This window comes from Sphingosinicella sp. SM1-17 (assembly GCF_056821765.1).
In genome coordinates, this window is sequence record NZ_JBPDIO010000001.1 from 666,330 (window position 1) to 688,018 (window position 21,689).

The following is a 21,689-nucleotide window of genomic DNA, read 5'->3' on the forward strand; positions in this document are numbered from 1 at the left end:
TGCTAGGGGTAAATGCAGCGAATGGGATTCTAGAAGCGCACCTGAACGCCGGCGTGGAATCGACGGCCGAACGGATCGTAAATGTCCGCTGCTGTTTCGGTGCCGGTCGGCGACAGAACGAACGGGGTGCCTGGCAGGAACGGCGGCTTCGAGTCGAACAGATTGTCCACGCCGACGTAGAAGCTGTAGCGCCGGTCCGGCCCGACATCCCAGCGGATTTGCGCGTCGTGATAGAAGCGCCCATCGACATTGTTCAGCGGTTCGGCATCCGGATCCCCGACGAGGTCGATGTCGGCAGTACCGCCGCTCAGATAGTTGACCTGCCAACTCAGGCTGAACGGACCATTCTGATAAGTCGCGCGGGCGCTCGCCTTATGCTCCGGATAGTAGATGCTGTCCGCAAACTCCTGGACCGGCGCCGAAGGATTGGCCTGGCTCTTATAGTCGATCAGATAGGTATAGTTGACGTTCAGGTCGATCCGATCATCGCCAGCCAATCCGAGGCGGCGTCCGTAACGCAGCCCGAAGTCGATTCCGCGGGTGCGAAGCTCTGCAACGTTGATCAGCTGGGCGTCGACACGCGTGACGAAGCCGGTGGCTCCGCTGCGGAAGACATTGTCGCAGAAGACGGGATCCGAGGTCAGCAGGCACTGCTGAATCGACAGATTGCGGCTGATCGTGCTGATCGCATCGTCCACCCGGATGTCGAAATAGTCGGCCGTGAGGCTGAGGCCCCGAACGAAACGTGGCGTGAAGACCGCACCGATGGTTATCGTCTCGGCCTGCTCTTCGCGAAGGTCCGGGTTGCCGCCGACGAAGCCGTTGATCCCCTGGATATCCGCCAGCGTGTATTCGAACGCACCATTGGCCGCGATAGCCGCTGCGATGGCGGGGATGGCACGGCACGCAGCATCATACTGCCCGGTGCTCGTTGCCGTCACTCCGTCGCAGGGATCGTTGACACCCGCGAAAGTCTCCGAGGGCGCCGAGGCGAATTCGGAGATGTTCGGAGCACGATTCGCTCGTGCATAAACACCGCGCAGTCGAAGGCCGTCGAACGGTTCGAGCTCGGCTCCGACGTTCCAGCTCAGCACGCCTCCCACCTGTGGCTGGCTGTAGTCGGAGTAGCGGACGGCTCCAGTCACCCCGAAATAGTTGACGAAGGTGTCGCGCAGGATCGGAACGTTGAGCTCGCCATAGACCTCCCACACGTCGAACTCGCCGACTGTGTCCGGAATCTGATTGCCTGAATTGCCACCGGTGTTGGTAAGGATGTCGAGATCGTCGACACTCCTTTCCTTGCGATATTCCGCACCGATCGCAATCCCGACGCCCCCGGCAGGAAGCTGGAACAGGTTCGAGTTGGCCAGGCTGACCGAAACAACCTGCTGTTCATTGACGATATCCTCCGACTTGGGGACGACAGCCTGGACGTAGGCCGAGGCCTCTGGCGAAGCCGTGCCGAAGCCGAAGATGTTGATCGGAACGCAGCCTTCGGCGCGAGCCGCTTCGCTGCGGCAGATAATGCTGCCGTCGGCGAGCTGGATCGCGTCGAGCGCGTTGCGATAGCGATTATTGTCGATGTCCTCGGACGAGGTGAAGTCGTGCAGTCGCCCGTAAACGTAGCTCGCTTCCCAGTTCCAATCCTCGGCAATGGTGCCCCGAAGGCCCGCCGCGACTCGCCAGGTGTCGCGCTGATTCACGTTTGAACGATCGAAAACTTCATTCTGCCGGCGCCGGAAACCGATATAGGCGACATCGTTCGCCGGATCGGCGTCGCTGTTCCGGGCAGCAATGGCCGCCCGAACCACTGCTGGGATGAACGGATTGTCGATGCTGATGCCGATGCCCTGCTGCGGCGAGCCGTCATAGATGTCGGTGTAATCAAGGGCGAGCGGCTCGATCTGCGAGCTTGAACGCACATTGCTGTAGGTGACCTCTGCGAATGCGCGAACGTTCTCGCTGATGTCGTAACCGAAGATACCGGCAGCAAGGTAACGCTCGAGCGGAGTGGAAATCCGACGCACTGCGTTCCGGTTGTAGCCCGCACCTCCGCCAGCAATCACGCTGTTGCTGGTGTCGAACGAGAAGAGACTTCCACCTTGGAAGGCATCCTGACCTGCGCCGTTCGCGTCGAGCAGCTGGAAGCGGCCCTGTGGCGAATAGCTCGAATAGGCGGCGGGGCCGCAAATGTCGTAGAAGCAGTCTTCCCGAGAAATTTCACGGGCCGCAGAAAGGAGTCCCTCATCGCGGTCGTATGAGAAGTGTCCGATGAAGGATCCGCGGTCGTCGGCACCAAAGCTGGTGCCGGCGGTGATCGCCGCCAGGTAGCGCGCATTGTCGCCGCGCTCCGTAATGCCATACTGGGCCCGTGCCTGGATGCCGTCGAACCGATCCTTCAGAATGAAGTTGACGACGCCGGCAATGGCCTCCGATCCGTAAACGGCGGAGGCGCCCCCAGTGACGATCTCGACCCGCTCGATGAAGTCGGTCGGGATGTTGTTCAAGTCGACTGCCGACGTGCCGGCCAGGCCGGCAACGAAGCGACGTCCATTGACCAGGACCAGCGTCCGATTGGACGACAGGTTGCGCAGGTTGACCGTTGCTACGCCGTTGCCCGATGTCAGAAAGTTCGTGTTGGTTCGGGTGAAGCCGGTCCCGACCTGCGGAAGCTCATTCAATGTGTCCTGAATGTTGATCGCCGCGTCGCGCTGCAGATCCTCACTGCCGAGGACGGCAACCGGCACGATCGAGTTCAGCTCCTGGCGAGAAATGCGCGAGCCGGTCACGACGATTGCTTCGCCTTCAGGCGCAAGCGGCGGCTCAGTAGCCGGGGCCCCGTCCTGCGACGAAGCGGCGCCTTGCGCAGGGGCCGACGACTCCGACTGGGCCATTGCGGGCGCGGCCATTCCGGCCAGCCCGATGAGCAGGGTGGATGAAAGCAGACGAGTGCGAACAGGATTGAACATCAGGATGGCCTTCTCCGCTGAGGGCTACGCACGAATGACGAGGTCTGCGTCAGGTGCGCGACGCGGCTTGAGTAGAAGCGGCAATAAAGCTGCAACAATCTGGGAAAGTTACGGTGGCGCAACGTGCGGGTTTCCGCAGATCGGCGACGCCTGCCTTCCTTCGGCTCAACGACTGGACAGTGGAACTACTGCAAGGCATCAACGGCAGCGTGCCGACGGACGTCAACAGCCTCTTTGCCCGCGCCGAACAGGCTTTCCTCGGCCAGCGATTCGACGCAGCCCGGACCGACCTTGCTCAGGTACGGAAACTTGCCGGCGACCATCCAGCGGTTCTCCATCTTCTTGCATTAGTCGAGAAGAAGCTGGGAAACCTCGCCGGCTCCCGCCAGGCCTTTCTGCGGGCCACGGCACTGGCTCCTGGTGACGCTCAGTTGCTCGGCAACTATGCGAACCTGCTTGGCGAGATCGGCGAATGGGACGAGGCGCTTGAGCTCTACGGTCGTGCGCTCGCCATCAAGCCTTCATTCCGTGACGCTCGCTACAACCGTGCCATCCTGTTGCAGAAACTCGGCCGCCTGGAGGAGGCACTGACCGACCTGGACCAGCTTGTCGCAACCGCTTCAAACGACGCGCGCGTCCATTCGGCGCGTGGCAGCGTCCTGAAGAAGCTCGGCCGCTTGGCCGAAGCGGCTGAGGCGTTCGAAGCGGCATTGAGGAATGACCCAAACCGGAGAGTGGCGCTCCACGGTCGGGCTCGGATTGCCGTAGAACGGGGAGAGGAAGGCGCATCGGCCTTCTATGCCCGCGCTCTGGAGCAAGCGCCCGGAGAGCCCGACCTGATCTTGGGACTGGCCGAGGCATTGGAAGCCGAGGGGGATCCGCGCGGCATAAGGCTGATGGAAGACGCCGTAGTCCGGGATCCCTCCTGGGTCTCCGGGCACGAAGTGCTTGCGCGAATGCGTTCCGAAGCGGGGCAAGGCGAGGATTTCGCCGACCATTATGTCCGTTCGCTGGAACAGCGTCCATACGATCGAGCCCTTCATTATTCCTACTGGCAAACGCTCGCCCGTGCCGAAAGGCATTCTGATGCCCTTGCCGCTTTGAAGGGGGCCCGCGCCCTGCTCGGCGAGGATCGGCACATGCTTTTGATGGAGGCGATCTTCACCAGCGAGTCCGGCAATCCCCGAAGCGCGCTGGCGATCCTCGACCGGTTGGGCAACGAAGCAACATCCGATTCGGCGTTTGCCCGAGCGCGTATCTTGCTCCGGCTGGGGGATGCATCGAGTGCGGCTGAACGATTCGAGCAGGTAACGCGGATCGACCCTTCCTCGATCAATGGCTGGGCCCATCTCGACCTTGCGTGGCGTCTCGTCGGGGACGATCGGCACGACTGGCTATCCGGGCAGCCGGGCCTTTTCGGGGTTCGCGACATCGGCCTTGCGCCCGACGAGCTGGAGGAGACTGCCGACCTGTTGCGTCGCCTTCACATCACCCGGGCCCATCCGATCGGCCAGTCGCTTCGGGGGGGAACGCAGACCCGGGGGCGCCTTTTCTCCCGCACCGAGCGCCCGATCGCTCGGTTGCACGAGGCGTTGCTGACAGCGGTTCGCGATCATATGGCCGCTCTTCCTCCAGTCGACCCCGCGCATCCCTTGTTGCGACATCGCGATGAGCCGATGGCGATCGAGGGATCCTGGTCGGTGCGACTGACAAGCCAGGGCTTCCATGTGAACCATGTCCATCCAGAGGGGATATTGAGTTCGGCCTGCTACATCAGCCTCCCTCCGACGATCGGCTCCAGGGAGACGCGAGACGGTTGGCTCGAGCTCGGTCGCCCGCCGATCGAACTCGGACTGCCGCTCGAAGCGCTGGCGACGATCGAGCCGAAACCGGGTCGGCTGGCCCTCTTCCCGAGCTATCTCTTCCACGGCACTCGCCCATTCGCCGAGGGGGAACGGCTGACCGTGGCCTTCGATGTTGTCGCACAATGAGCGGAACACGAAGCGAAGCCGCTTGGTCGGATTTCTGGAAGACCGGCGGCGTTGGGCCAGAAAGCGGCTGCCTGCCCGAAGGTCTGGCAAAGATCGACGCCGCTCAGGCGCGGGTCTGGCAGGATATTGTCCGTGGCCTCCGGCCCGGCGCACGCGTCCTGGACCTTGCCACCGGAGACGGCGCCGTACTTGGCAAGATGTTGCGAGCGCGCAAGGACCTGGTGCTCATTGGCGTCGACAGCTCGGCGGCACTTCCTCCCGGTCCCAAGGGCGCGACGCTGAAATGCGGCGTGCCGATGGAGGATCTTCCCTTCGACGAAGGATCCTTCCATCTGGTGTCGAGCCAGTTCGGATTCGAATATGGCGACACCGAGCGGATCAGTGGCGAGGTTTGCCGCGTTCTGCGCCCCAGCGGGCAATGCTGCTTCATCATCCACCATGCAAATGGGCCGATCGTCGCCCACAATGCCGGGCGCGCCGAGGCGCTGCAGTGGGCTTCCGAAGCCAGCGGTCTCCTCGAGAAGGCTTCTGCCTTGGCCAAGGCCCGGCAGATGACGAGCCTACCGACGCCTCCGCTCTTCCGATCCGCACCGAGTGAAGCGCGATCGCGCTTCCCAGCCCAGAATGTGGCTGAAGAGTTTGCCACAGCGATCCTGCACACGCTCGAAATGGGGCGAAGCCGACCGCCGATCGAAACTCTGGAGGTTCTGGCGACGCTGAAGAGCAAAGCGGAGAATGAGATCGCCAGGATCCATGCGCTTCGCGCCGCAGCCCGCGACTCGGCTGGCATCGCTCTGCTGGAGAAGCAGCTTTCTTCCGCCGGGCTGGTTCTGGACCCGACGCGGGCGATCGCGGAGGAGGGATCCGATCGACCCTTTGCCTGGTTAGTGGCGGGTCGCAAGCCGGAATAGCGACGGCGGACTCAGGTCCAGCCGATACCCCTTGAACCCGCTCACCCCTTGAACCCGGTCATAGAGAAGGGGCGGCGAGCCTGTGGCCCACCGCCCCCATTTCTGCCTCGGTTCTGGCTTAGAAGCGCAGGTTTGCCGAGATGAAGAAGTCTCGCCCGAGCACGTCATAAGTGCCGGGATAGGTGTTCGACTGCTCCTGATTGTCACCGAGGACCGGCGGCTGCTTGTCGAACAGGTTGTTGACGCCCAGGTTCACGGTCAGGTTGTCATTGACGTTGAACGCGAAGGCCAAGTCGAAGAGGTCATAAGAGCCGATCTCTTCAACGATGAAGTCCGTGTCGTCATCGTCGTCACGAACCGAGTTGATGTGGCGCCAGCGCAAGGTGCTGGTGATTGGGCCGTCCGACCAGGTCAGTCGGGTAGACCATTTCCACTTCGCCGTGGGATCGCCGCAGTCCAAGCCGAAACGGCCAGCACATTCGTTGACGTCGTCGGGCAGATCGACGAGCGGAGTGAAGCTGTTCTCCCACTGGTAGTTGCCGAGGAAGAAGAAGCTCAGCCGCGATTCGCCGGCACCCGTCAGGCTCCATCCAACCGGCATGCTGTAGTCGACCTGGAAGTCGATGCCCTCCGTCGCGAACGACGCCAGGTTGGCATTGTTGGCCGTGACGATGAACGGAGGACCAGAGATGATACCCTGCGGATCGCGAGCGATCAGCTGACAGATGTTACTGTCCGCATCCTGGATCACGTTATAGCAGAGGTTCAGGATATTGTTGACCCCGCCGGCGGCAGCAGCGATCGCGTTGTCGATTTGGATGTCGTACCAGTCGACCGCGATGTTGAGCCGAGGGATAAAGCTCGGGCGCAACACCACGCCGGCCGTCCAAGTATCGCCGACTTCTTCCTCGAGATTCGGGTTTCCGCCGAACGAGCCCTGGATCTGGGCATTAGGCTGAAGGAAGGCCTGGCCGACGTTCGCCTGCGGCACACCGGTCGCGATGCAGAGATCCCTGATGGTCGCGTTGGTCGCGGCCGATGCGAGAGCGCAGGGATCGGTTGCGGGCGGGAAGCCAACCTGCTGTCCGCCGAAGAGCTCCTGAACGTTCGGGGCACGGACCGCGCGCTGATACTGACCGCGGAAGGTGATGTCCCGGATCGGCGCGAGCTCGGCCCCGGCCGCATAGGTCCAAACTCCGCCGACCGCGTCGAGCGAATAGTCCGAATAACGCGCCGCGCCGTTCAGCTCGAATCGGCTGATGAACCCGTCCTGGATGATCGGGATCCGAACCTCAGCGAACACTTCCTTCACGTCGTAACCGCCAGCGGTCGGTTGCCCGGCGTTGAAGCCGACGACGTCGCCAGACGAAAGCGCAGTGTCGGGGATGAACTCGCCCCGCATGCTGCGCCATTCGACACCGGCTGCGAATGCCACCGGATCATTAGCCCAACCGAAGGTGAACAAGGGGCCTGAGATGCTCGCTTGCGCCACTTGAAGCTGAGAAATGTCCTGGTTTTGCGCCAGGATCGAAATGCCATCGACGCAGGCAGCGCTCAGCTGATTCGCACCGAAGACGTTGCAGGTGCCGTTCCCCGCCAGCCGGGTGAAAGCCGAACGAGAAACGTTGCCGAGCTGCACCGAGGCATTCCGCGTCCGGGCAAACAAATAGTAGACGTCATAGGTCAGCGTGTCGGTGAGATCGCCCCTCAGTCCCGCGAGCACGCGGAAGGCGTTGCGATCGTCGGTGTTATTCCGCGGACCGATGCTGGTGGTGCGCGAGTTCACCTGCAGGCGAACCGCTGTACAGGTCGCGGGGTCAGCCAGCGCGGGGCCAGCGCCATCCGGATCGACACACCCGGTCGTCAAGGCCGGGAATGCCGAGGTTCCAGCATTGAATCCGGGGAAGGGGTTGGGCGCGTCGTCGACACCGTCGCCATTCACATCGCCGATCGAGTTGGCGAGGTTGATGGCCTGTTGCTGACGCGCCGCAATGGCGCGCAGCTGGGCTTCGTCCGCATCCGAGATGAACGGGTCGATCGCAGCGAGATTGAAGTCGACATTCTGAGTGATCGGCGTCGGCGCGAGCTCGTTGGCGACCCGATTGTTGATGAAGGTCACCTCGGTATAGGCATTGATGCCTTCCGCCACTTCGTACTCGGCATAGCCGCCGAGGAGCCAACGCTCCTGCGGAACCATCAAGTAGTTCGACGGCGCATAATTGTAGCTGTTCGCGCCGGTGTACGGCGTGCTTGTGCCAGGAGTGCCGAAGAAGGCGCCGGCACCAGGATAGTTCGTTCCTGCAGCGATCGTCTGGGTAACCGCGGCCTCGCCGGGATCGGTGATGTCACCGTCGCCGTTCAGGTCAAAAGCGGGCCGAACGGTGATCTGCGACGCAGCGACCAGACGCCCCTGCGGAACACCCGCGGAGCCGAGCGGCCCAAGGCCGGTTACAGGCTCGCCGAACTCAGCGCGCTGGCCGGTCTGAGTACCCACGTCACCGAGAGCGAAACGCGAGAAGTCGCGGTCGCCCTGCATGATCTGACCGCGCTTGTAATATTCGCCATAAGCCGAGACGTAGCCACGACCGTCCGCAAACTGGGTGCCGATAGCGATGAAGCTGTTGAAGCGCCGACCATCGCCCTCCTCGGTGATCGAGTATTGACCGCCCGCAATGACGCCATCGAGATCCGTCCGAAGGCGGAAGTTCACGACACCCGCGAGAGCGTCCGAGCCGTAGACGGCCGAGGCACCGCCGGTGACCACATCGACGCTGTCGATCAGGAATTGCGGGATCGAGTTGAGGTCGACGATCTGGTTCGTATCGAAGAAGATGTACCGACGGCCGTTGACCAGCACGAGGTTCCGCTGCGAGCCGAGACCGCGAAGGTTCAAAGTGGCGACACCGCCACCCGGATTGTTCGAGAAGGCGGTCGAACCCGGAATGACCTGAGGCAGCGTGTTGATCACCTGCTCGACGTTGACCGCGCCGGAAAGGGTGAACTCTTCGTCCTGAACCACAGCCAACGGGCTCGTCGAGGTCAGGTCGCGACGCGCAATGCGCGATCCCGTGACGACGATGGCTTCGCCACCCTGGTCCTGAGCATCCGGGGCGGTGTCCTGGACCGCCTGGACCGGCGGCGAGTCTCGAGTTTCATCCTGCGACTGCGCGTAGGCCGGAGTGGCGACCGCGGCCGCACCGACGAAAAGCGTCGAAGTGAGAAGGCGCTGACGAAGAGTCGTCTTCATTGTGATAAGTCCCCTAGCAAGCGACGGAAAGGATCCGCCCGATAGTTCCAGTCGAAACGCCGCCCGTTTTCCGGGTCAATCATTTCGACCGCAAACACACCAAAAACGGCCAGAGAGCCGCTTCCAGAATGCGTTTAGGCCACTGACGAAGGGCAAGGCAATCAGCCGGGCGGTCGATTGGGTCAGTTGTGCCGCGCCTGTAGCAAAAAGGTCACAGAAGGCGCGATCTGCGCCAGCCGCCAGGGGTTTGACGGAAGCGGCTTGCCACCATCGCCACCCGGCCGCTAAGCCTTGGAGAAAGCTCGGGAGCCGTCATGAAGAAGCGCTATCTCTTTCTCTTCGCTCTGGCCTTCGCAGCGCCCGCTGGCGCTCAAGACCGTGTCCCGCAGGAGCGCCCGGAGGCGCTGACCAGAGTGCTGAACTGTCGCACCCTTGCAGCCGCAGAGGACCGGCTCGCCTGCTATGATCGTGAAGTAACCGCGCTTCAACAGGCAGAAGAGTCACGTCAGCTCGTGGTGATGGACAGGCAGCAGGTTCGGCAAACTCGCCGCACTTTGTTCGGGCTGATGCTGCCGAATCTCGATCTTTTCGGCGATCACAACGAGGACGAGGAGGGCGTATCCGAAATTCAAAGCACGATTCGGAGCGCGGTCCAGAATGCGTATGGCAAGTGGATCCTGACGCTCGAGGACGGAGCGCGGTGGATCCAGCTCGATGGCCGAGACCTTGCTCGTGAACCTCGATCTGGGCACCCCATCCGGATTCGCCGGGCCGCCATGGGCTCTTATCTCGCGAACATCGACAACCAGATCGCAATCAGGGTAAGACGGGAGCGATAGGCAGAAAGCCGAGCTACCAACGTCAGGTTGCGATCGGCAGTCATGAGACAGAATCTGCACATGCGGCCGTGCTCCAGCCGCACCGAAGCAACCAGGTGAGCCGGCCAGGCCGCGCGAGAGCCGGTTGATGCCGCGCCTTCAGGGTGGATCGGCGATTGTGCCGATCACCTGTCCGGCGAGACTTTCTGCGCAAACCTTGTCAGGACGCACAGCAAAGCCGGTTCAACCTCTTCAACTGGCGACAAGCAAGCCGAGAGCACTGTCGTGTCCGGCGATGACCTCACCCCGCTCTAGAGCCAGTCTGGTCAGAAATCCCTTCCGCCGCGAGCGAGGCTTCGGCGGTCGCATAAGCCTCCTGCCGCTCCACGCTCCAATATCTCAGTTCCGTCAGCGGGATCGGCTGATGCGTCACGGCGCAGATCACATGGTCGCCGGGCGCGAGCATTCGGAACGTGCCGGGAAGAAAATGGATTCGCGCCAATCGGCCCTTGTTCGACATCAACATGGCCAGTCCTTTAGTCACAACAGCTTGGGCTGTTCAACCTTCCCGATCGACGGGCTCCGCCGACCAGGCGCGCCCGGATCGCCGACTGCGGCATCGAGGGTTCCATCCGCAAAGACGAGCCGGAGCAGCCTGGCTTGGCGCGCCGCTGCCGCCGAGATCAGCGTGTTCCCCGATCGATCTTCCACCCGCGCATAGCCGCGCTGCAGAGGCCGGTTCGGGTGGGCGAGTTCGGCGACCCGCCAAAGCGCCTGGAGACGCTCCACCCCCCGACGGTGCGCGGCCACGAGCAGACCCGGGCGAAGCGCTCCGCCGGCGTGGCCGAGTTCACCCCGGGCTCGATCCAGCCTTCCCTTCAGCGCCCTCGGCAGTCGCTCCGCCAGTTCATCAAGCCGCTGCTGCTGCGGAGCGAGAAGGCTTTCCCGCTCCGGCCAGTGGCGAAGGCAGTGATCCAGCTGCTCGCTCGCGCGCTCCAGCGAGCGGCGGGCGCAGCGCTCCGTTCGAGCTCCAAGTTCGCGCACGTGCGCTGCCAGCTCGCTGCGTACGGGGACGGCCAGTTCGGCGGCGGCGGTCGGGGTCGGCGCTCGAACGTCGGCGGCAAAGTCGCACAGCGACGTGTCCGTCTCGTGCCCCACCGCCGAGATGATCGGAATGGCGGACGCCGCCACGGCGCGGACCACGTCTTCCTCGTTGAACGCCCACAGATCCTCGATCGAGCCGCCGCCGCGAGCGACGACCAGCAGGTCCGGCCGGGGAACTGGCCCGTCGGGAGCCAGAGCGTTGAACCCGGAAATCGCGGCGGCGACCTTCGCAGCCGAGCCTTCGCCCTGGACCGGCACCGGCCAGAGCAGGACATGGCTGGGGAAGCGGTCCGCAAGCCGATGGAGGATGTCGCGGATCACCGCCCCGGTCGGCGAAGTGACCACGCCGATCACTTTTGGCGCGAATGGAAGCCTCTTCTTTCGCGCCGGGTCGAACAGGCCTTCGGCGGCAAGCTGCCTTCGCCTCTTGTCGAGCAGGGCCATCAGCGCGCCTTGTCCCGCCAGTTCCAGCCGTTCGACGACGATCTGATAGCGCGAACGGGCGGGGTAGGTGGTGAGCCGGCCCGTTGCCACGACTTCGATCCCATCTTCCGGAGCGAAGCGCAAAGCCGCCGCGCTGCCGCGCCAGATCACCGCGTCGATGCAAGCGGAATCGTCCTTGAGCGTGAAGTAGCAATGTCCCGACCCGTGCCGCTTGAATCCGGAAATCTCGCCGCGGACCCGAATATGGTCGAACGCGCCTTCGACGGTCCGCTTGAGCGCGGAAGAGAGTTCGGAGACGCTGAGGGCCGGCGCGTTGTCGCCCACGGCCTGGGTTGCTAACAGCCCGGCGTCGCTTGAAGGAAAATCACTCATGAATGTGCTGCTCATCGGTTCGGGCGGACGCGAACATGCGCTTGCCTGGAAAATCGCGCAATCGCCGCGGATGGGCAAGCTCTATGCCGCGCCGGGCAATCCCGGAATAGCGGAACAGGCGGAACTGGCACCGCTCAACCCGGGCGACCACCGAGCCATCATCGACTTCTGCCGCCGTCATGCGATCGGGCTTGTCGTGATCGGTCCCGAAGCACCGCTCGTCGACGGGCTGGCGGACAATTTGCGGGCGATGGGAATACTCGTCTTCGGACCGAACCGGATCCCCGCCCAGCTTGAAGGGTCGAAAGCCTTCACCAAGGAACTGTGCGCCCGCCACGGGATTCCCACGGCGCGATACGTTCGGGCTTCGGACCGGCTTGCCGCCGAAGCGGCGCTCGAGGATTTCGGTTTTCCGGCAGTGATCAAGGCTGACGGTCTCGCTTCCGGCAAGGGCGTGATCATCGCCGCCGATCGCGCGGAAGCCGAATCGGCCCTTTCCGCCATGTTCGACGGAAGTTTCGGCGCCGCCGGTGATTGCATCATCATCGAAGAATTCATGGAAGGCGAGGAAGTCAGCTTTTTCGCGCTGGTCGACGGCGAGACCGTGGTCGCGCTCGGCTCGGCGCAGGATCACAAGCGGGTCGGCGACGGCGATACCGGTCCGAATACCGGCGGGATGGGCGCCTATAGTCCAGCCTCGATCTTCACACCTGAGCTGGAGCGTCGGACTCTCGAGGAGATTGTCGGCCCGACGGCGCGAGCGCTGGCGCAGGCTGGGACACCTTATTCGGGCATTCTCTACGCTGGGCTGATGCTGACGGCGCAGGGGCCGAAGTTGGTGGAATATAACGCCCGCTTCGGCGATCCGGAATGCCAGGTGCTGATGATGCGCCTGGAAAGCGACCTGCTCGAACTCATGCTCGCGACGGCGCGGGGCGAACTTGCCGCGGCGGAGCCCCCTCGCCTCTCCTCGCAAGCGGCCTTGACGGTCGTGATGGCGGCGCGCGGCTACCCGGCGGCGCCCGAAAAGGGAGGCGAGATTTCGGGCCTGGCGGATTCCGAGCAGGAGGGCGTCAAGATCTTCCACGCGGGCACGGCTCGCGAACGGGACAGACTGGTCGCCGCGGGCGGGCGGGTCCTCAACGTCACCGCCGTCGGGAGCACGCTGCTGGAAGCTCAGCGGGCCGCCTATCGAGCGGTGGATTCGATCCATTTCCCTTCCGGATTCTGCCGGCGCGACATCGGATGGCGCGAAGCGGCTCGGCTCAAGGGCTGACGCGCGGCCCGCCAGCCGGTAAGGTGAGGCTCGAAAAGGAGTTGAAACGTCGAGATGCGGACCTCCTACAAGGCAGCCATCGGCCTGGTGGCCACTCTGATCGCGGGATGGATCAGTCACGGACCGCTCGGTCGCGGCGAAGCGTTCGTCGACAGGCTCCAGCGCAGTGCGGAAGCGCAGATCGCGCAAGCGGAACTCACCGGAGTTCAGGTCCGCTTTTCGCGCGATCCCCTTGCGAGACAGGCAATACTCTCCGGTCCTGCAAACGATTTCCAGAAGGAAGGCCAGGGACTTTTCCCGGGCATCAACGACCGGGTCGAGGCCATTCCGGGAGTTTCCGGAATCCGTTGGGAGGAAGAGTGACGTGCCGCTGCTGATCGAGACCGAACTGCTGGCGATTGGCGCCTATCTGATAGGTGTGGGGCTCGGCTGCTGGCTGTTCCGCCCCCGCCGCGAGACTTATCTCTAGGAGGCCGATGCCGATGATGGCCCTGCTTCAGTTCAACTATCCGGTGCTGCTCGCGGCCCTTCTGATCGGGATCGCCACCGGCGCCTGGATCGTTCGCGGCCGCGGACGATCATCCGAAACTTCCCGTCCGCCGGAGGAACGAACGCCATGAACTTCGACACCACCACCATTGCCGTGATCATCGCCGTCCTGGCGGTATTGGTGATCGCGTTCCTGGTCCTGCGCCCGCGCAAGCCGGCGCGGGTGGAGCGCAAGCCCGAGCAACCCTATGTCGCGAGCAAGGAGCGCCCCTATATGCGGGCACGCAGCGACGGGCCCGAAGGCAATGGAGTCGCCGACGAGGTCGCCGCAGCGACGACCGACGTTGCAGGCGAGGTACTGAGCGTCGATTCGCACCGCGAGCTTGCACGGGAGGCCGCTGCAAGTCAGCCGGACGATCTCACCCGATTGAAGGGGGTTGGCCCCAAATTCGTCGCCCGACTGCACGAACTGGGGATCACGCGTTACGATCAGCTGGCCGGCTTCAGCGAAAGCGAACTCGCCCATCTCGACGATCGGCTTGGCCCTTTCCGAGGGCGTCTCGCGCGGGACCGGATATCCGAGCAGGCCTCTTATCTGGCGCGCAACGATATCGAAGGCTTCGAAGAGAAGTTCGGCAAGCTCGGCAGCTAAGCTCTAGGCGCGGCGCTTCTGACTCATTTCGGACGCCAGCAGCTTGTCGATCTTCCGTCCGTCCATGTCGACGACTTCGAAGCGCCAGCCGTCGAAAGTGAACCGCTCGCCGATTTCCGGCAGATGCTTCAGCACCGAGAGCGCGAAGCCCGCCGCGGTGGCGTAGTCGCGATCTTCGGGCAGGCGAAGGCCGAGGCGGTCGGAGAGCAAGTCGGCGGAAACGGATCCTGATACCCACCAGCTGCCGTCGTCACGCTCGAAAAGCGGCGGGTCGGTGTCCAAGTCCTGATCGGAAGCGAATTCCCCGGCCAGAGCGATCAGCAGGTCGGCGGGAGTCACGATGCCTTCGAAATGGCCATATTCGTCGTGGACGAAGGCCATCGGCACCTCGGCTTCACGAAGCACGTTGAGGGCGTCCATCGCATCCATCTGGTCCGGAACGATCGGCGCGGGCCGCATCAGCTCGCGAAGGTTGAGCGGCTGGCCCTCGATCGAGGCCAGGACGATGTCGCGGGCCTGGACCACGCCGACCAGCTGGTCCACCGAGCCTTCGGCGACCGGGATCCGGCTGTGGGGGGTTTGGAGCAGGGCCTGGCGGATGGCCGACGCGTCCGCTTCGATGTCGATCCAGTCGACATCCGTTCGCGGAGTCATCACTTCGCGGGTCGGCCGATCCGCCAGCCTGACTACGCCGGAGATGATCGCCCGTTCGCTTTCTTCCAGAACGCCGGCAGTGGTGGCTTCGGCGACGACCAGGTGCAGGTCCTCCGCGGTGACATGGTCGGCCGATTCGCGTCTCAGCCCGAGCAATCGAAATATCAGAGCGCTGGTGCGATCGAGCAGCCACACGAACGGCGCGGTGGCCTTGGAAAGCCAGAACATCGGCGCCGCGACCACCAGCGCAATCGTCTCGGGCGCACGAAGGGCGAACTGCTTCGGCACGAGCTCGCCGATCACCAGCGACGCGTAGGTCGTCAGGATGATGACTGTTGTGAAGCCCGCCGTCTGGGCCGTCTCCGGCGCCAGACCGAAAAACATCAGCCGTTCCGCGACCGGACCGCCCAGGCTTGCGCCCGAATAGGCTCCCGCAAGGATGCCGATCAGCGTGATCCCGATCTGTACCGTCGATAGGAAGCGGCTGGGATCGGCGGCCAGGTCCAGCGCGGTTTGGGCGCCCCTGCGTCCCACCTTGGCCATGGCCTTGAGTCGGGGACGGCGCGACGAAACGATCGCCAGCTCCGACATGGCGAACAGGCCATTCAGCGCCACCAGCAGAAGGATGATGACGACGTCGAGCCAGGGAAAGGGCGTGGGAGGGAGCGGCGCAGGCATGGCGGCGCGCCTGCTCTAGCCGCTCTCCGCCACCCCGGACAACAGATTAGCGATACGCCGGTTCGGAGCGGAGCTGGAACAATCGCGGAGGAAGGGCGCTTGTCCAGTCGTTCCTGAATTGGAGCCCTCCGCAGAAAGGAATGCGTATGCCTGTGTCCAAGCGATTCACCCTGGCGGCCGCCATGGCCGTCCTTCTGTCGACGACCGCCGCCTGCGTCACCGACCCGGAAACGGGCGAGCGGCGCATCTCCAAGGCTGCGATCGGCGCCGGCGCCGGCGCCATTGGCGGCTATCTGCTCGGCGACCTGGTCGGGGGGCGGAGGGACCGCACCGAACGGATCGTCGGAACCGGGATCGGTGCGATCGCCGGCGGCGCCATTGGCGCCTATATGGATCGTCAGGAAAGAGAATTGCGTGAGCGCACCGCCGGAACCGGAGTCGAGGTCGAGCGACAGGGCAATGAACTGGTTCTTACCATGCCTTCGGGAATCACCTTCGCCTTCGATCGCTACGATATTCAGCCGCAGTTTCGACCGACTCTCGACGAGATCGCTCAGACTCTTACCACCTATCCCCAGACGATGATCGACATCTATGGTCATACCGACAGCACCGGGTCCGAGGCCTACAATCAGACCCTTTCGGAGAACCGGGCCCGGGCGGTGCACGACTATCTCGCCGGGCGCGGCGTCCAGCCGGTTCGGATGGCGACGCGCGGCTTCGGCGAAACCCAGCTGCTTCGCACTCCGGAACGAACCGAAGCCGATCGCCAGGCCAACCGCCGGGTGGAGATCCGGATCGTGCCGGTGGAGCAGCAAGGCTAGCTGACCAGGGCTAGGCGCGGCGTTCCCTGAAGAACGCCCGGAGCATGTCGCCGGCCTCGCTTTCGCCGATGCTGGAGTAGATTTCGGGCGAATGGTGACAAGTCGGCTGAGCGAAAAGCCGAGGACCGTGAAGGACGGCGCCGCCCTTGGGATCGGCGGCGCCGAAATAGAGGCGACTGAGCCGGGCCAGAGCAATGGCTCCGGCGCACATCGCGCAAGGCTCAAGCGTTACCCATAGGTCGCACCCGTCCAGCCGCGAATTTCCCAGCGCGGCGGCGGCCGAACGGATTGCGACCATCTCGGCATGCGCGGTGGGATCATGGCCGGCGCGCATCCGATTGCGGCCGACCGCAACGATCTCGGTTCCCCTGGTCACCACCGCGCCGACCGGCACTTCACCGTCCTTCATCGCGGCGAAAGCCTCGTCGAGCGCGCGACGCATCGGCTCGGGTAGCGGAAAGGTCATGGCTTTCGCTAACCCGAGCCGACCCAGGCTGGAAGCTATTGCGTGTTCGGCTGTTCGCCTTCGCCAAGCTGGTTCGGAACGTCGGAGCCGGCATCTTCGAGCCGAACCACCGGCAGCTCGACATTGGTCGTCGTGGTTCCGACCTCGACATCCCGGGTCTCGATCGACACGCTGCCGTCGCTGCCGCGATTGAGGTTGACGACTCCCGATCCCACCAGCGCAATGGCGATCACGATGAGCAAAGCGACAAGGAGCAGGAGCTTGCGCAGCATGGCGAATCCTCGATTCTAGGGCGATTGCCAGCTGCAACGACGGGACGGCGAAATGGTTGCCGAGGCGCAACGACCACCGCACTGAACAGCGGTTGACGAATCTCCTCATCGCCTCTATCTGCGCCGGGTTTTCCGGGAACCGCCGGTTCCCATTCCAGGAAGAGATTGAAATGTCGCGGATTTGCGAACTGACCGGCAAGGGCCGGCAGGTGGGACACAATGTTTCCCACGCCAACAACAAGACCAAGCGGACCTTTCTGCCCAATCTGCAGAACGTGACGCTGATCTCGGACGCGCTCGGTCGTCAGGTGAGGCTGCGTGTCTCAACGGCGGGCCTGCGTTCGGTGGAGCATGTCGGCGGGCTCGACAACTGGCTTGCGAAGACCAGCGACGAAAAGCTCAGCCTGAAGGCTCGCCGGCTGAAGCGTGAGATCGCGAAGAAGCAGACGGAAAGCGCAGCGGCTTAGTCTCGCTCCTGCAGCAGCTCGAACTCGAGCAGCAGGGTCCTCTGCATCCTCATGAAATTGTCGTCGGAGGCGATCCGGACGATCGTTCGGCCGCCTTCGCGAGTCGCGCTCAGCGCCTCCATATTGTCGACCGACAATGGAGACTCGAGCTCGGCAATGGCTTGTCCTTCCAAGGTCGCTCCGCCCGACAGTCCGCGCAAATCGGCGATGCTGAGCTTGGCCGACAGGCCGCCCAGCAAGGCCAGGCGCCGATGGAGTATCAGCAGTCGGCCATCGGGAAGCCGGGCCGCATCGGTGACTCGATAGCCGCTCGGCCGGCGATAGCGCAGCGGCATCGGTCGCGCCCCGGGCTGAGTCGGGTCGCCCGAGAAGAGCAAGGCTTCGCTCTGGTCGCCCTCGGTCGGCCCCTCGGCGAAGACGAGGAAGCGGCCGTCGTCGAGCCGGACGATCGCCTCGGCTCCGCTGTTGGATCGCCATCGCTTCATCGCCGAAGGACTGGCCACGGCTTCCAGGCGCCAGCCCGGCAGGCGGTAGCGGCCGATTCGATGGCTTCGTTCGAAGGCGATCCACGCCCGTGATCCCGCCACCACGAGAGCCTCGCTGTCCAGGCCCGATTTGGTCGGCCCGCCCGAGGACAAGCGAGGCAGTGGCCTGATCGACACCTCGGACATCTGCGCCCCGCTGGGAAGATCGAACTCGATGATGTCGCCGATATCGCTGATGGCGAGAACCCTGCCATTATCGACATGCATCGCGGAGATTCCGCCGAAACGGGCCAGCGAACTGGTCAGCTGCCAGCCGCGTAGGAAATGCAATCGGCCGATCCGCCGTTGCCGTGGGTCCTCGGGGTTCAAGAAAATCGGATCGGCATTCAGCCTTCCCTGAACCCTCTCCAGGGGAACGCCGGAATAGTGAGGCGGGACAAAGGTGGCGAGCGCCAGCAGAGCCATCGGCAGCAAGGCGATCCGCAGCTTCCGGTTCAGAATTCTCGCCGCTTTCATGAACGATCGCTGACGGCGGCATTCAGCACGGGCTTAAGCGAATCGTGCGAAAGGAAGGACATGCGGACGGCGCGCTGGCGTGCCCTCCGGCAGCCCTTGTCGGGGCTGCACAAAGCTTCCCTCGCGTAGCGTATCGAGGGCGGGGCCGGCCATCTCCCCAGGTGGCCGGCCCTTGTTCGTTCATGGCCAAACCGATCTCATGGCTTGTCGAACAGCTCGGCGAGCTGTCCGATCATCGTTCCGCCGAGCTGCTCCGCGTCCATGATCGTGACGGCGCGGCTGTAATAGCGGGTGACGTCGTGGCCGATCCCGATCGCGATCAGTTCGACCGGCGAGCGGGCCTCGATCCAGCCGATCACCTGCCGGAGATGGCGCTCCAGATAGGTTCCGCTGTTCACCGAAAGGGTGGAATCGTCGACGGGCGCGCCGTCGGAGATCACCATCAGGATCTTCCGCTCTTCGACTCGGGAAATCAGCCGGCCGTGCGCCCACAGCAGCGCCTCGCCGTCGATATTCTCCTTGAGCAGGCCCTCGCGCATCATCAGGCCGAGATTCCGTCGCGCATGCCGCCACGGTTCGTCGGCCTTCTTGTAGACGATGTGACGAAGATCGTTGAGGCGGCCCGGCTGCGGCGGCCGTCCCTCGGCGAGCCATTTCTCGCGGCTTTGGCCGCCCTTCCAGGCGCGGGTCGTGAATCCGAGTATCTCGACCTTCACGCCGCAACGCTCGAGGGTGCGGGCGAGGATGTCGGCCGAAATGGCGGCAATGGAAATCGGCCTTCCCCGCATCGACCCGGAATTGTCGAGCAGCAAGGTCACGACCGTGTCGCGAAACTCGGTATCCTTCTCGACCTTGTAGGAAAGCGAATACATCGGGTTGACGACGACTCGCGCGAGCCGTGCAACGTCGAGCAGCCCCTCCTCCTGGTCGAAGTCCCAGGACCGGGACTGCTGCGCCATCAACCGGCGCTGCAGCCGGTTGGCAAGCTTGGTCACTGCCCCCTGGAGATGGACGAGCTGCTGGTCGAGATAGGCGCGCAGGCGCCCAAGCTCTTCTTCATCGCACAGCTCCGCCGCTTCGACGACTTCGTCATACTGTTCGGTGAAGATCCGGTAATCGAACTGCGGTGGAAGGTCGGAAAGGGGGCGGTTCGGGCGAACCGGCATGACGCCTTCCTCGCCTTCCTCGCCCAGGCCTTCGGAAGCCTCCGACATCTCCTCTTCGGACCAGTCCCGGTCGGCCTGCTCGCCGCCTTCCTCCTGCTCGCCTCGGATTTCGGCTTCGCCGCGACCGCCGCTCTCCTCCGCCTGGTCTTCCTCGCCTTCATCGCCGCCCTCGGCCTGGTCGCCGCCCTCGCCTTCATCACCCTGCTCGGGATCCGCGGGCGAGTGCGGCTCGGCATCGACCAGTTCGAGATCCCTGAGCAGCTTGCCGACGAGGGAGGCGAATGCGGCCTGGTCATCCAGCGCCAGAGCGAGCGCGTCGAGATCGGTGCCCGCCTTCTGCTCGATCCACTCAGCGACCAGCCTCAACCCGCCTTCCGCTTCCGGTGGCGGTCGCTCCCCGGTCAGCCGCTCGCGCACCATCAGGCCGATGGCCGAGGCGAGCGGAACCTCGTCGCGGTTGCGCGCCCGGGTAAGCGGATCGGTCCGGAGACGAAGCTCGGTAAGTCGAGCGAGATTGTGCCGGACCCCGGCCATGCTTCGCGCTCCGAGCGCTTCGCAGCGCGCCTGCTCGGCGGCGTCGAAAACCGCTCGCGCAATCTCGTCGGCGGGTTGGCCGCGAGCGTGAAGACGCGGATTGTGATGCCGAAGCTTCAGCGCCGCCGAATCGGCGAAGCCCCGGGCCTCGGCCACTTCGCGGGCGGTGAGCGTTCGGGACGGCATCGGCGCCTTGATGGCCTTGCCCGATGCCGAAGGTGAGTCGCTGGTGAGGCTCACCTCCACCTCGGGATCACGCGCGATCGCGCGAGTCGCCCCGGCCAACGCCTGTCGAAAAGCTTCGATCGGATTGTCCTCGGCCATGGCGTGCAGCGCGTCAGTCCGCCTTGCCTACCACGCTTTCGGGAAGATCGCGGCCGAACACCCGCTGGTAATATTCCGCCACCAGCGGCCGCTCCGCCTCGTCGCAGCGATTGAGGAAGGAGACCCGGAAAGCGAAACCGACATCCCCCAGGATCAAGGCGTTCTCGGCCCAGCTGATCACCGTCCGCGGGCTCATAACGGTCGAGATGTCGCCGTTGATGAAGCCTTGGCGGGTCAGTTCGGCGACCCGGATCATCCTTTCGACCTCGGTCCGTCCGCCCTCATGATCATATTCCCCGGACTTGGCGAGGACGATCCGGGCCTCCGTCTCGGCCGGCAGATAGTTGAGCGTGACCACCATGTTCCAGCGGTCCATCTGCGCCTGGTTGATCTGCTGGGTGCCATGATAAAGGCCGGTCGTATCGCCGAGCCCGACCGTGTTGGTGGTCGCAAAGAGGCGGAAATAGGGATTGGGCCGGATCACCCGGTTCTGGTCGAGCAAGGTCAGCTTGCCCTCCGTTTCCAGAACGCGCTGGATGACGAACATCACGTCCGGACGGCCGGCATCATATTCGTCGAAGACGAGCGCGACCGGATGCTGCAGAGCCCAGGGCAGGAGTCCTTCGCGAAACTCGGTAACCTGCTGCCCATCGCGAAGAACGATGGCATCGCGCCCGACCAGATCGATTCGGCTGATATGGGCATCCAAGTTGATCCGGATCATCGGCCAGTTGAGCCGGGCCGCCACCTGCTCGATATGCGTGGACTTTCCGGTGCCGTGATAGCCCTGAACCATCACTCGGCGATTCTTCGCGAAGCCGGCGCAGATGGCGAGCGTCGTGTCCGGATCGAACACATAAGCGGGGTCGAGATCCGGGACTCGCTCATCGGCTTCGGAGAAGGCCGGCACCTCCATGTCGCTGTCGATGCCGAACAGGTCCCGGACCTTGAGGAGGCGGTCAGGCGCCGCCAGCGCGGTATCGGCGCGGCTTTCCGGATTGACGTTGGATAGATCTGCCATGAATGTCTC

General features: G+C 63.9%; 19 protein-coding genes. 9 read left to right on the plus strand and 10 right to left on the minus strand.

Features of this window, described 5'->3' with window-relative positions; genetic code table 11:
* Positions 1 to 29: 29 nt before the first annotated feature.
* Positions 30 to 2,969 (minus strand): TonB-dependent receptor plug domain-containing protein, encoded by a 2,940-nt coding sequence (locus tag ACRYLT_RS03490; RefSeq protein ID WP_482662719.1) that lies wholly within the window; start codon positions 2,967 to 2,969, stop codon positions 30 to 32.
* A gap of 113 nt (positions 2,970 to 3,082) precedes the next feature.
* On the opposite strand from ACRYLT_RS03490, the gene ACRYLT_RS03495 reads away from it, so the two are divergent.
* Both ACRYLT_RS03495 and ACRYLT_RS03500 read left to right on the plus strand, forming a co-directional pair.
* On the plus strand, positions 3,083 to 4,960 hold the full coding sequence (locus tag ACRYLT_RS03495) for a tetratricopeptide repeat protein (RefSeq protein ID WP_482662720.1): 1,878 nt from the start codon (positions 3,083 to 3,085) through the stop codon (positions 4,958 to 4,960).
* The gene (locus ACRYLT_RS03500; protein WP_482662721.1) at positions 4,957 to 5,871 is read left to right on the plus strand and encodes a class I SAM-dependent methyltransferase; all 915 of its coding nucleotides are present in this window, start codon (positions 4,957 to 4,959) and stop codon (positions 5,869 to 5,871) included. Before ACRYLT_RS03495 ends, ACRYLT_RS03500 begins: the two co-directional genes overlap by 4 nt.
* 118 nt (positions 5,872 to 5,989) lie before the next feature.
* Here ACRYLT_RS03500 and ACRYLT_RS03505 read toward each other — a convergent pair whose 3' ends face one another.
* Positions 5,990 to 9,118 (minus strand): TonB-dependent receptor domain-containing protein, encoded by a 3,129-nt coding sequence (locus ACRYLT_RS03505; protein WP_482662722.1) that lies wholly within the window; start codon positions 9,116 to 9,118, stop codon positions 5,990 to 5,992.
* Positions 9,119 to 9,432: 314 nt separating this feature from the next.
* Between ACRYLT_RS03505 and ACRYLT_RS03510 the strand changes: the two genes are divergently transcribed.
* Positions 9,433 to 9,957, plus strand: a complete 525-nt coding sequence (locus tag ACRYLT_RS03510) for a hypothetical protein (RefSeq protein WP_482662723.1) — start codon at positions 9,433 to 9,435, stop codon at positions 9,955 to 9,957.
* A 280-nt stretch (positions 9,958 to 10,237) separates the two neighbouring features.
* On the opposite strand, the gene ACRYLT_RS03515 is transcribed toward ACRYLT_RS03510, so the two are convergent.
* Positions 10,238 to 10,462 (minus strand): DUF2093 domain-containing protein, encoded by a 225-nt coding sequence (locus ACRYLT_RS03515; protein ID WP_482662724.1) that lies wholly within the window; start codon positions 10,460 to 10,462, stop codon positions 10,238 to 10,240.
* 14 nt (positions 10,463 to 10,476) lie between these two features.
* Entirely contained in the window at positions 10,477 to 11,856 is a 1,380-nt protein-coding gene (gene xseA / locus ACRYLT_RS03520) for an exodeoxyribonuclease VII large subunit (RefSeq protein ID WP_482662725.1), read from the minus strand.
* On the opposite strand from xseA, the gene purD reads away from it, so the two are divergent.
* From purD to ACRYLT_RS03540, 4 genes are all read left to right on the plus strand, one after another.
* A complete protein-coding gene (gene purD / locus ACRYLT_RS03525; protein ID WP_482662726.1) occupies positions 11,855 to 13,132 on the plus strand; it encodes a phosphoribosylamine--glycine ligase in 1,278 nt (425 codons plus the stop codon). The genes xseA and purD overlap by 2 nt on opposite strands.
* 54 nt (positions 13,133 to 13,186) lie before the next feature.
* Positions 13,187 to 13,495, plus strand: a complete 309-nt coding sequence (locus ACRYLT_RS03530; RefSeq protein WP_482662727.1) for a hypothetical protein — start codon at positions 13,187 to 13,189, stop codon at positions 13,493 to 13,495.
* A gap of 119 nt (positions 13,496 to 13,614) precedes the next feature.
* Positions 13,615 to 13,752, plus strand: a complete 138-nt coding sequence (locus tag ACRYLT_RS03535) for a hypothetical protein (protein ID WP_482662728.1) — start codon at positions 13,615 to 13,617, stop codon at positions 13,750 to 13,752.
* The gene (locus tag ACRYLT_RS03540) at positions 13,749 to 14,273 is read left to right on the plus strand and encodes a hypothetical protein (protein WP_482662729.1); all 525 of its coding nucleotides are present in this window, start codon (positions 13,749 to 13,751) and stop codon (positions 14,271 to 14,273) included. Before ACRYLT_RS03535 ends, ACRYLT_RS03540 begins: the two co-directional genes overlap by 4 nt.
* A 3-nt stretch (positions 14,274 to 14,276) precedes the next feature.
* Here the strand turns inward: ACRYLT_RS03540 and ACRYLT_RS03545 are convergent, their stop codons facing one another.
* Positions 14,277 to 15,605, minus strand: a complete 1,329-nt coding sequence (locus tag ACRYLT_RS03545; RefSeq protein ID WP_482662730.1) for a hemolysin family protein — start codon at positions 15,603 to 15,605, stop codon at positions 14,277 to 14,279.
* Between the two features lie 146 nt (positions 15,606 to 15,751).
* Between ACRYLT_RS03545 and ACRYLT_RS03550 the strand changes: the two genes are divergently transcribed.
* Positions 15,752 to 16,429 carry a YiaD family glycine zipper/OmpA-like lipoprotein gene (locus ACRYLT_RS03550; RefSeq protein WP_482662731.1) on the plus strand — a complete coding sequence of 226 codons (678 nt, stop codon included), beginning with the start codon at positions 15,752 to 15,754 and terminating at the stop codon, positions 16,427 to 16,429.
* 10 nt (positions 16,430 to 16,439) lie between these two features.
* On the opposite strand, the gene ACRYLT_RS03555 is transcribed toward ACRYLT_RS03550, so the two are convergent.
* A complete protein-coding gene (locus ACRYLT_RS03555) occupies positions 16,440 to 16,895 on the minus strand; it encodes a nucleoside deaminase (RefSeq protein WP_482662732.1) in 456 nt (151 codons plus the stop codon).
* A gap of 35 nt (positions 16,896 to 16,930) precedes the next feature.
* Positions 16,931 to 17,167 (minus strand): hypothetical protein, encoded by a 237-nt coding sequence (locus ACRYLT_RS03560; protein ID WP_482662733.1) that lies wholly within the window; start codon positions 17,165 to 17,167, stop codon positions 16,931 to 16,933.
* A 170-nt stretch (positions 17,168 to 17,337) separates the two neighbouring features.
* On the opposite strand from ACRYLT_RS03560, the gene rpmB reads away from it, so the two are divergent.
* Positions 17,338 to 17,634: a 50S ribosomal protein L28 gene (gene rpmB, locus ACRYLT_RS03565; RefSeq protein WP_482665387.1), complete on the plus strand. Its 297-nt coding sequence runs from the start codon at positions 17,338 to 17,340 to the stop codon at positions 17,632 to 17,634.
* Here rpmB and ACRYLT_RS03570 read toward each other — a convergent pair.
* From ACRYLT_RS03570 to cobS, 3 genes are all read right to left on the minus strand, one after another.
* Positions 17,631 to 18,635 (minus strand): esterase-like activity of phytase family protein, encoded by a 1,005-nt coding sequence (locus ACRYLT_RS03570; protein WP_482662734.1) that lies wholly within the window; start codon positions 18,633 to 18,635, stop codon positions 17,631 to 17,633. The genes rpmB and ACRYLT_RS03570 overlap by 4 nt on opposite strands.
* 197 nt (positions 18,636 to 18,832) lie before the next feature.
* Positions 18,833 to 20,659, minus strand: coding sequence for a cobaltochelatase subunit CobT (cobT, locus tag ACRYLT_RS03575; RefSeq protein ID WP_482662735.1), 1,827 nt, complete (start codon positions 20,657 to 20,659; stop codon positions 18,833 to 18,835).
* A 13-nt stretch (positions 20,660 to 20,672) separates the two neighbouring features.
* Positions 20,673 to 21,680, minus strand: a complete 1,008-nt coding sequence (gene cobS / locus ACRYLT_RS03580; protein ID WP_482662736.1) for a cobaltochelatase subunit CobS — start codon at positions 21,678 to 21,680, stop codon at positions 20,673 to 20,675.
* Between the last annotated feature and the right edge of the window lie 9 nt (positions 21,681 to 21,689).

What these genes read in the sequence shown, in the direction of transcription:
- ACRYLT_RS03490 (WP_482662719.1), bottom strand. Translation starts at nt 2,969, where the DNA reads ATGTTCAATCCTGTTCGCACTCGTCTGCTTTCATCCACCCTGCTCATC.
- ACRYLT_RS03500 (WP_482662721.1), top strand. Translation starts at nt 4,957, where the DNA reads ATGAGCGGAACACGAAGCGAAGCCGCTTGGTCGGATTTCTGGAAGACC.
- ACRYLT_RS03505 (WP_482662722.1), bottom strand. Translation starts at nt 9,118, where the DNA reads ATGAAGACGACTCTTCGTCAGCGCCTTCTCACTTCGACGCTTTTCGTC.
- ACRYLT_RS03510 (WP_482662723.1), top strand. Translation starts at nt 9,433, where the DNA reads ATGAAGAAGCGCTATCTCTTTCTCTTCGCTCTGGCCTTCGCAGCGCCC.
- ACRYLT_RS03515 (WP_482662724.1), bottom strand. Translation starts at nt 10,462, where the DNA reads ATGTTGATGTCGAACAAGGGCCGATTGGCGCGAATCCATTTTCTTCCC.
- purD (WP_482662726.1), top strand. Translation starts at nt 11,855, where the DNA reads ATGAATGTGCTGCTCATCGGTTCGGGCGGACGCGAACATGCGCTTGCC.
- xseA (WP_482662725.1), bottom strand. Translation starts at nt 11,856, where the DNA reads ATGAGTGATTTTCCTTCAAGCGACGCCGGGCTGTTAGCAACCCAGGCC.
- ACRYLT_RS03530 (WP_482662727.1), top strand. Translation starts at nt 13,187, where the DNA reads ATGCGGACCTCCTACAAGGCAGCCATCGGCCTGGTGGCCACTCTGATC.
- ACRYLT_RS03535 (WP_482662728.1), top strand. Translation starts at nt 13,615, where the DNA reads ATGATGGCCCTGCTTCAGTTCAACTATCCGGTGCTGCTCGCGGCCCTT.
- ACRYLT_RS03540 (WP_482662729.1), top strand. Translation starts at nt 13,749, where the DNA reads ATGAACTTCGACACCACCACCATTGCCGTGATCATCGCCGTCCTGGCG.
- ACRYLT_RS03545 (WP_482662730.1), bottom strand. Translation starts at nt 15,605, where the DNA reads ATGCCTGCGCCGCTCCCTCCCACGCCCTTTCCCTGGCTCGACGTCGTC.
- ACRYLT_RS03550 (WP_482662731.1), top strand. Translation starts at nt 15,752, where the DNA reads ATGCCTGTGTCCAAGCGATTCACCCTGGCGGCCGCCATGGCCGTCCTT.
- ACRYLT_RS03555 (WP_482662732.1), bottom strand. Translation starts at nt 16,895, where the DNA reads ATGACCTTTCCGCTACCCGAGCCGATGCGTCGCGCGCTCGACGAGGCT.
- ACRYLT_RS03560 (WP_482662733.1), bottom strand. Translation starts at nt 17,167, where the DNA reads ATGCTGCGCAAGCTCCTGCTCCTTGTCGCTTTGCTCATCGTGATCGCC.
- rpmB (WP_482665387.1), top strand. Translation starts at nt 17,338, where the DNA reads ATGTCGCGGATTTGCGAACTGACCGGCAAGGGCCGGCAGGTGGGACAC.
- ACRYLT_RS03570 (WP_482662734.1), bottom strand. Translation starts at nt 18,635, where the DNA reads ATGAAAGCGGCGAGAATTCTGAACCGGAAGCTGCGGATCGCCTTGCTG.
- cobT (WP_482662735.1), bottom strand. Translation starts at nt 20,659, where the DNA reads ATGGCCGAGGACAATCCGATCGAAGCTTTTCGACAGGCGTTGGCCGGG.
- cobS (WP_482662736.1), bottom strand. Translation starts at nt 21,680, where the DNA reads ATGGCAGATCTATCCAACGTCAATCCGGAAAGCCGCGCCGATACCGCG.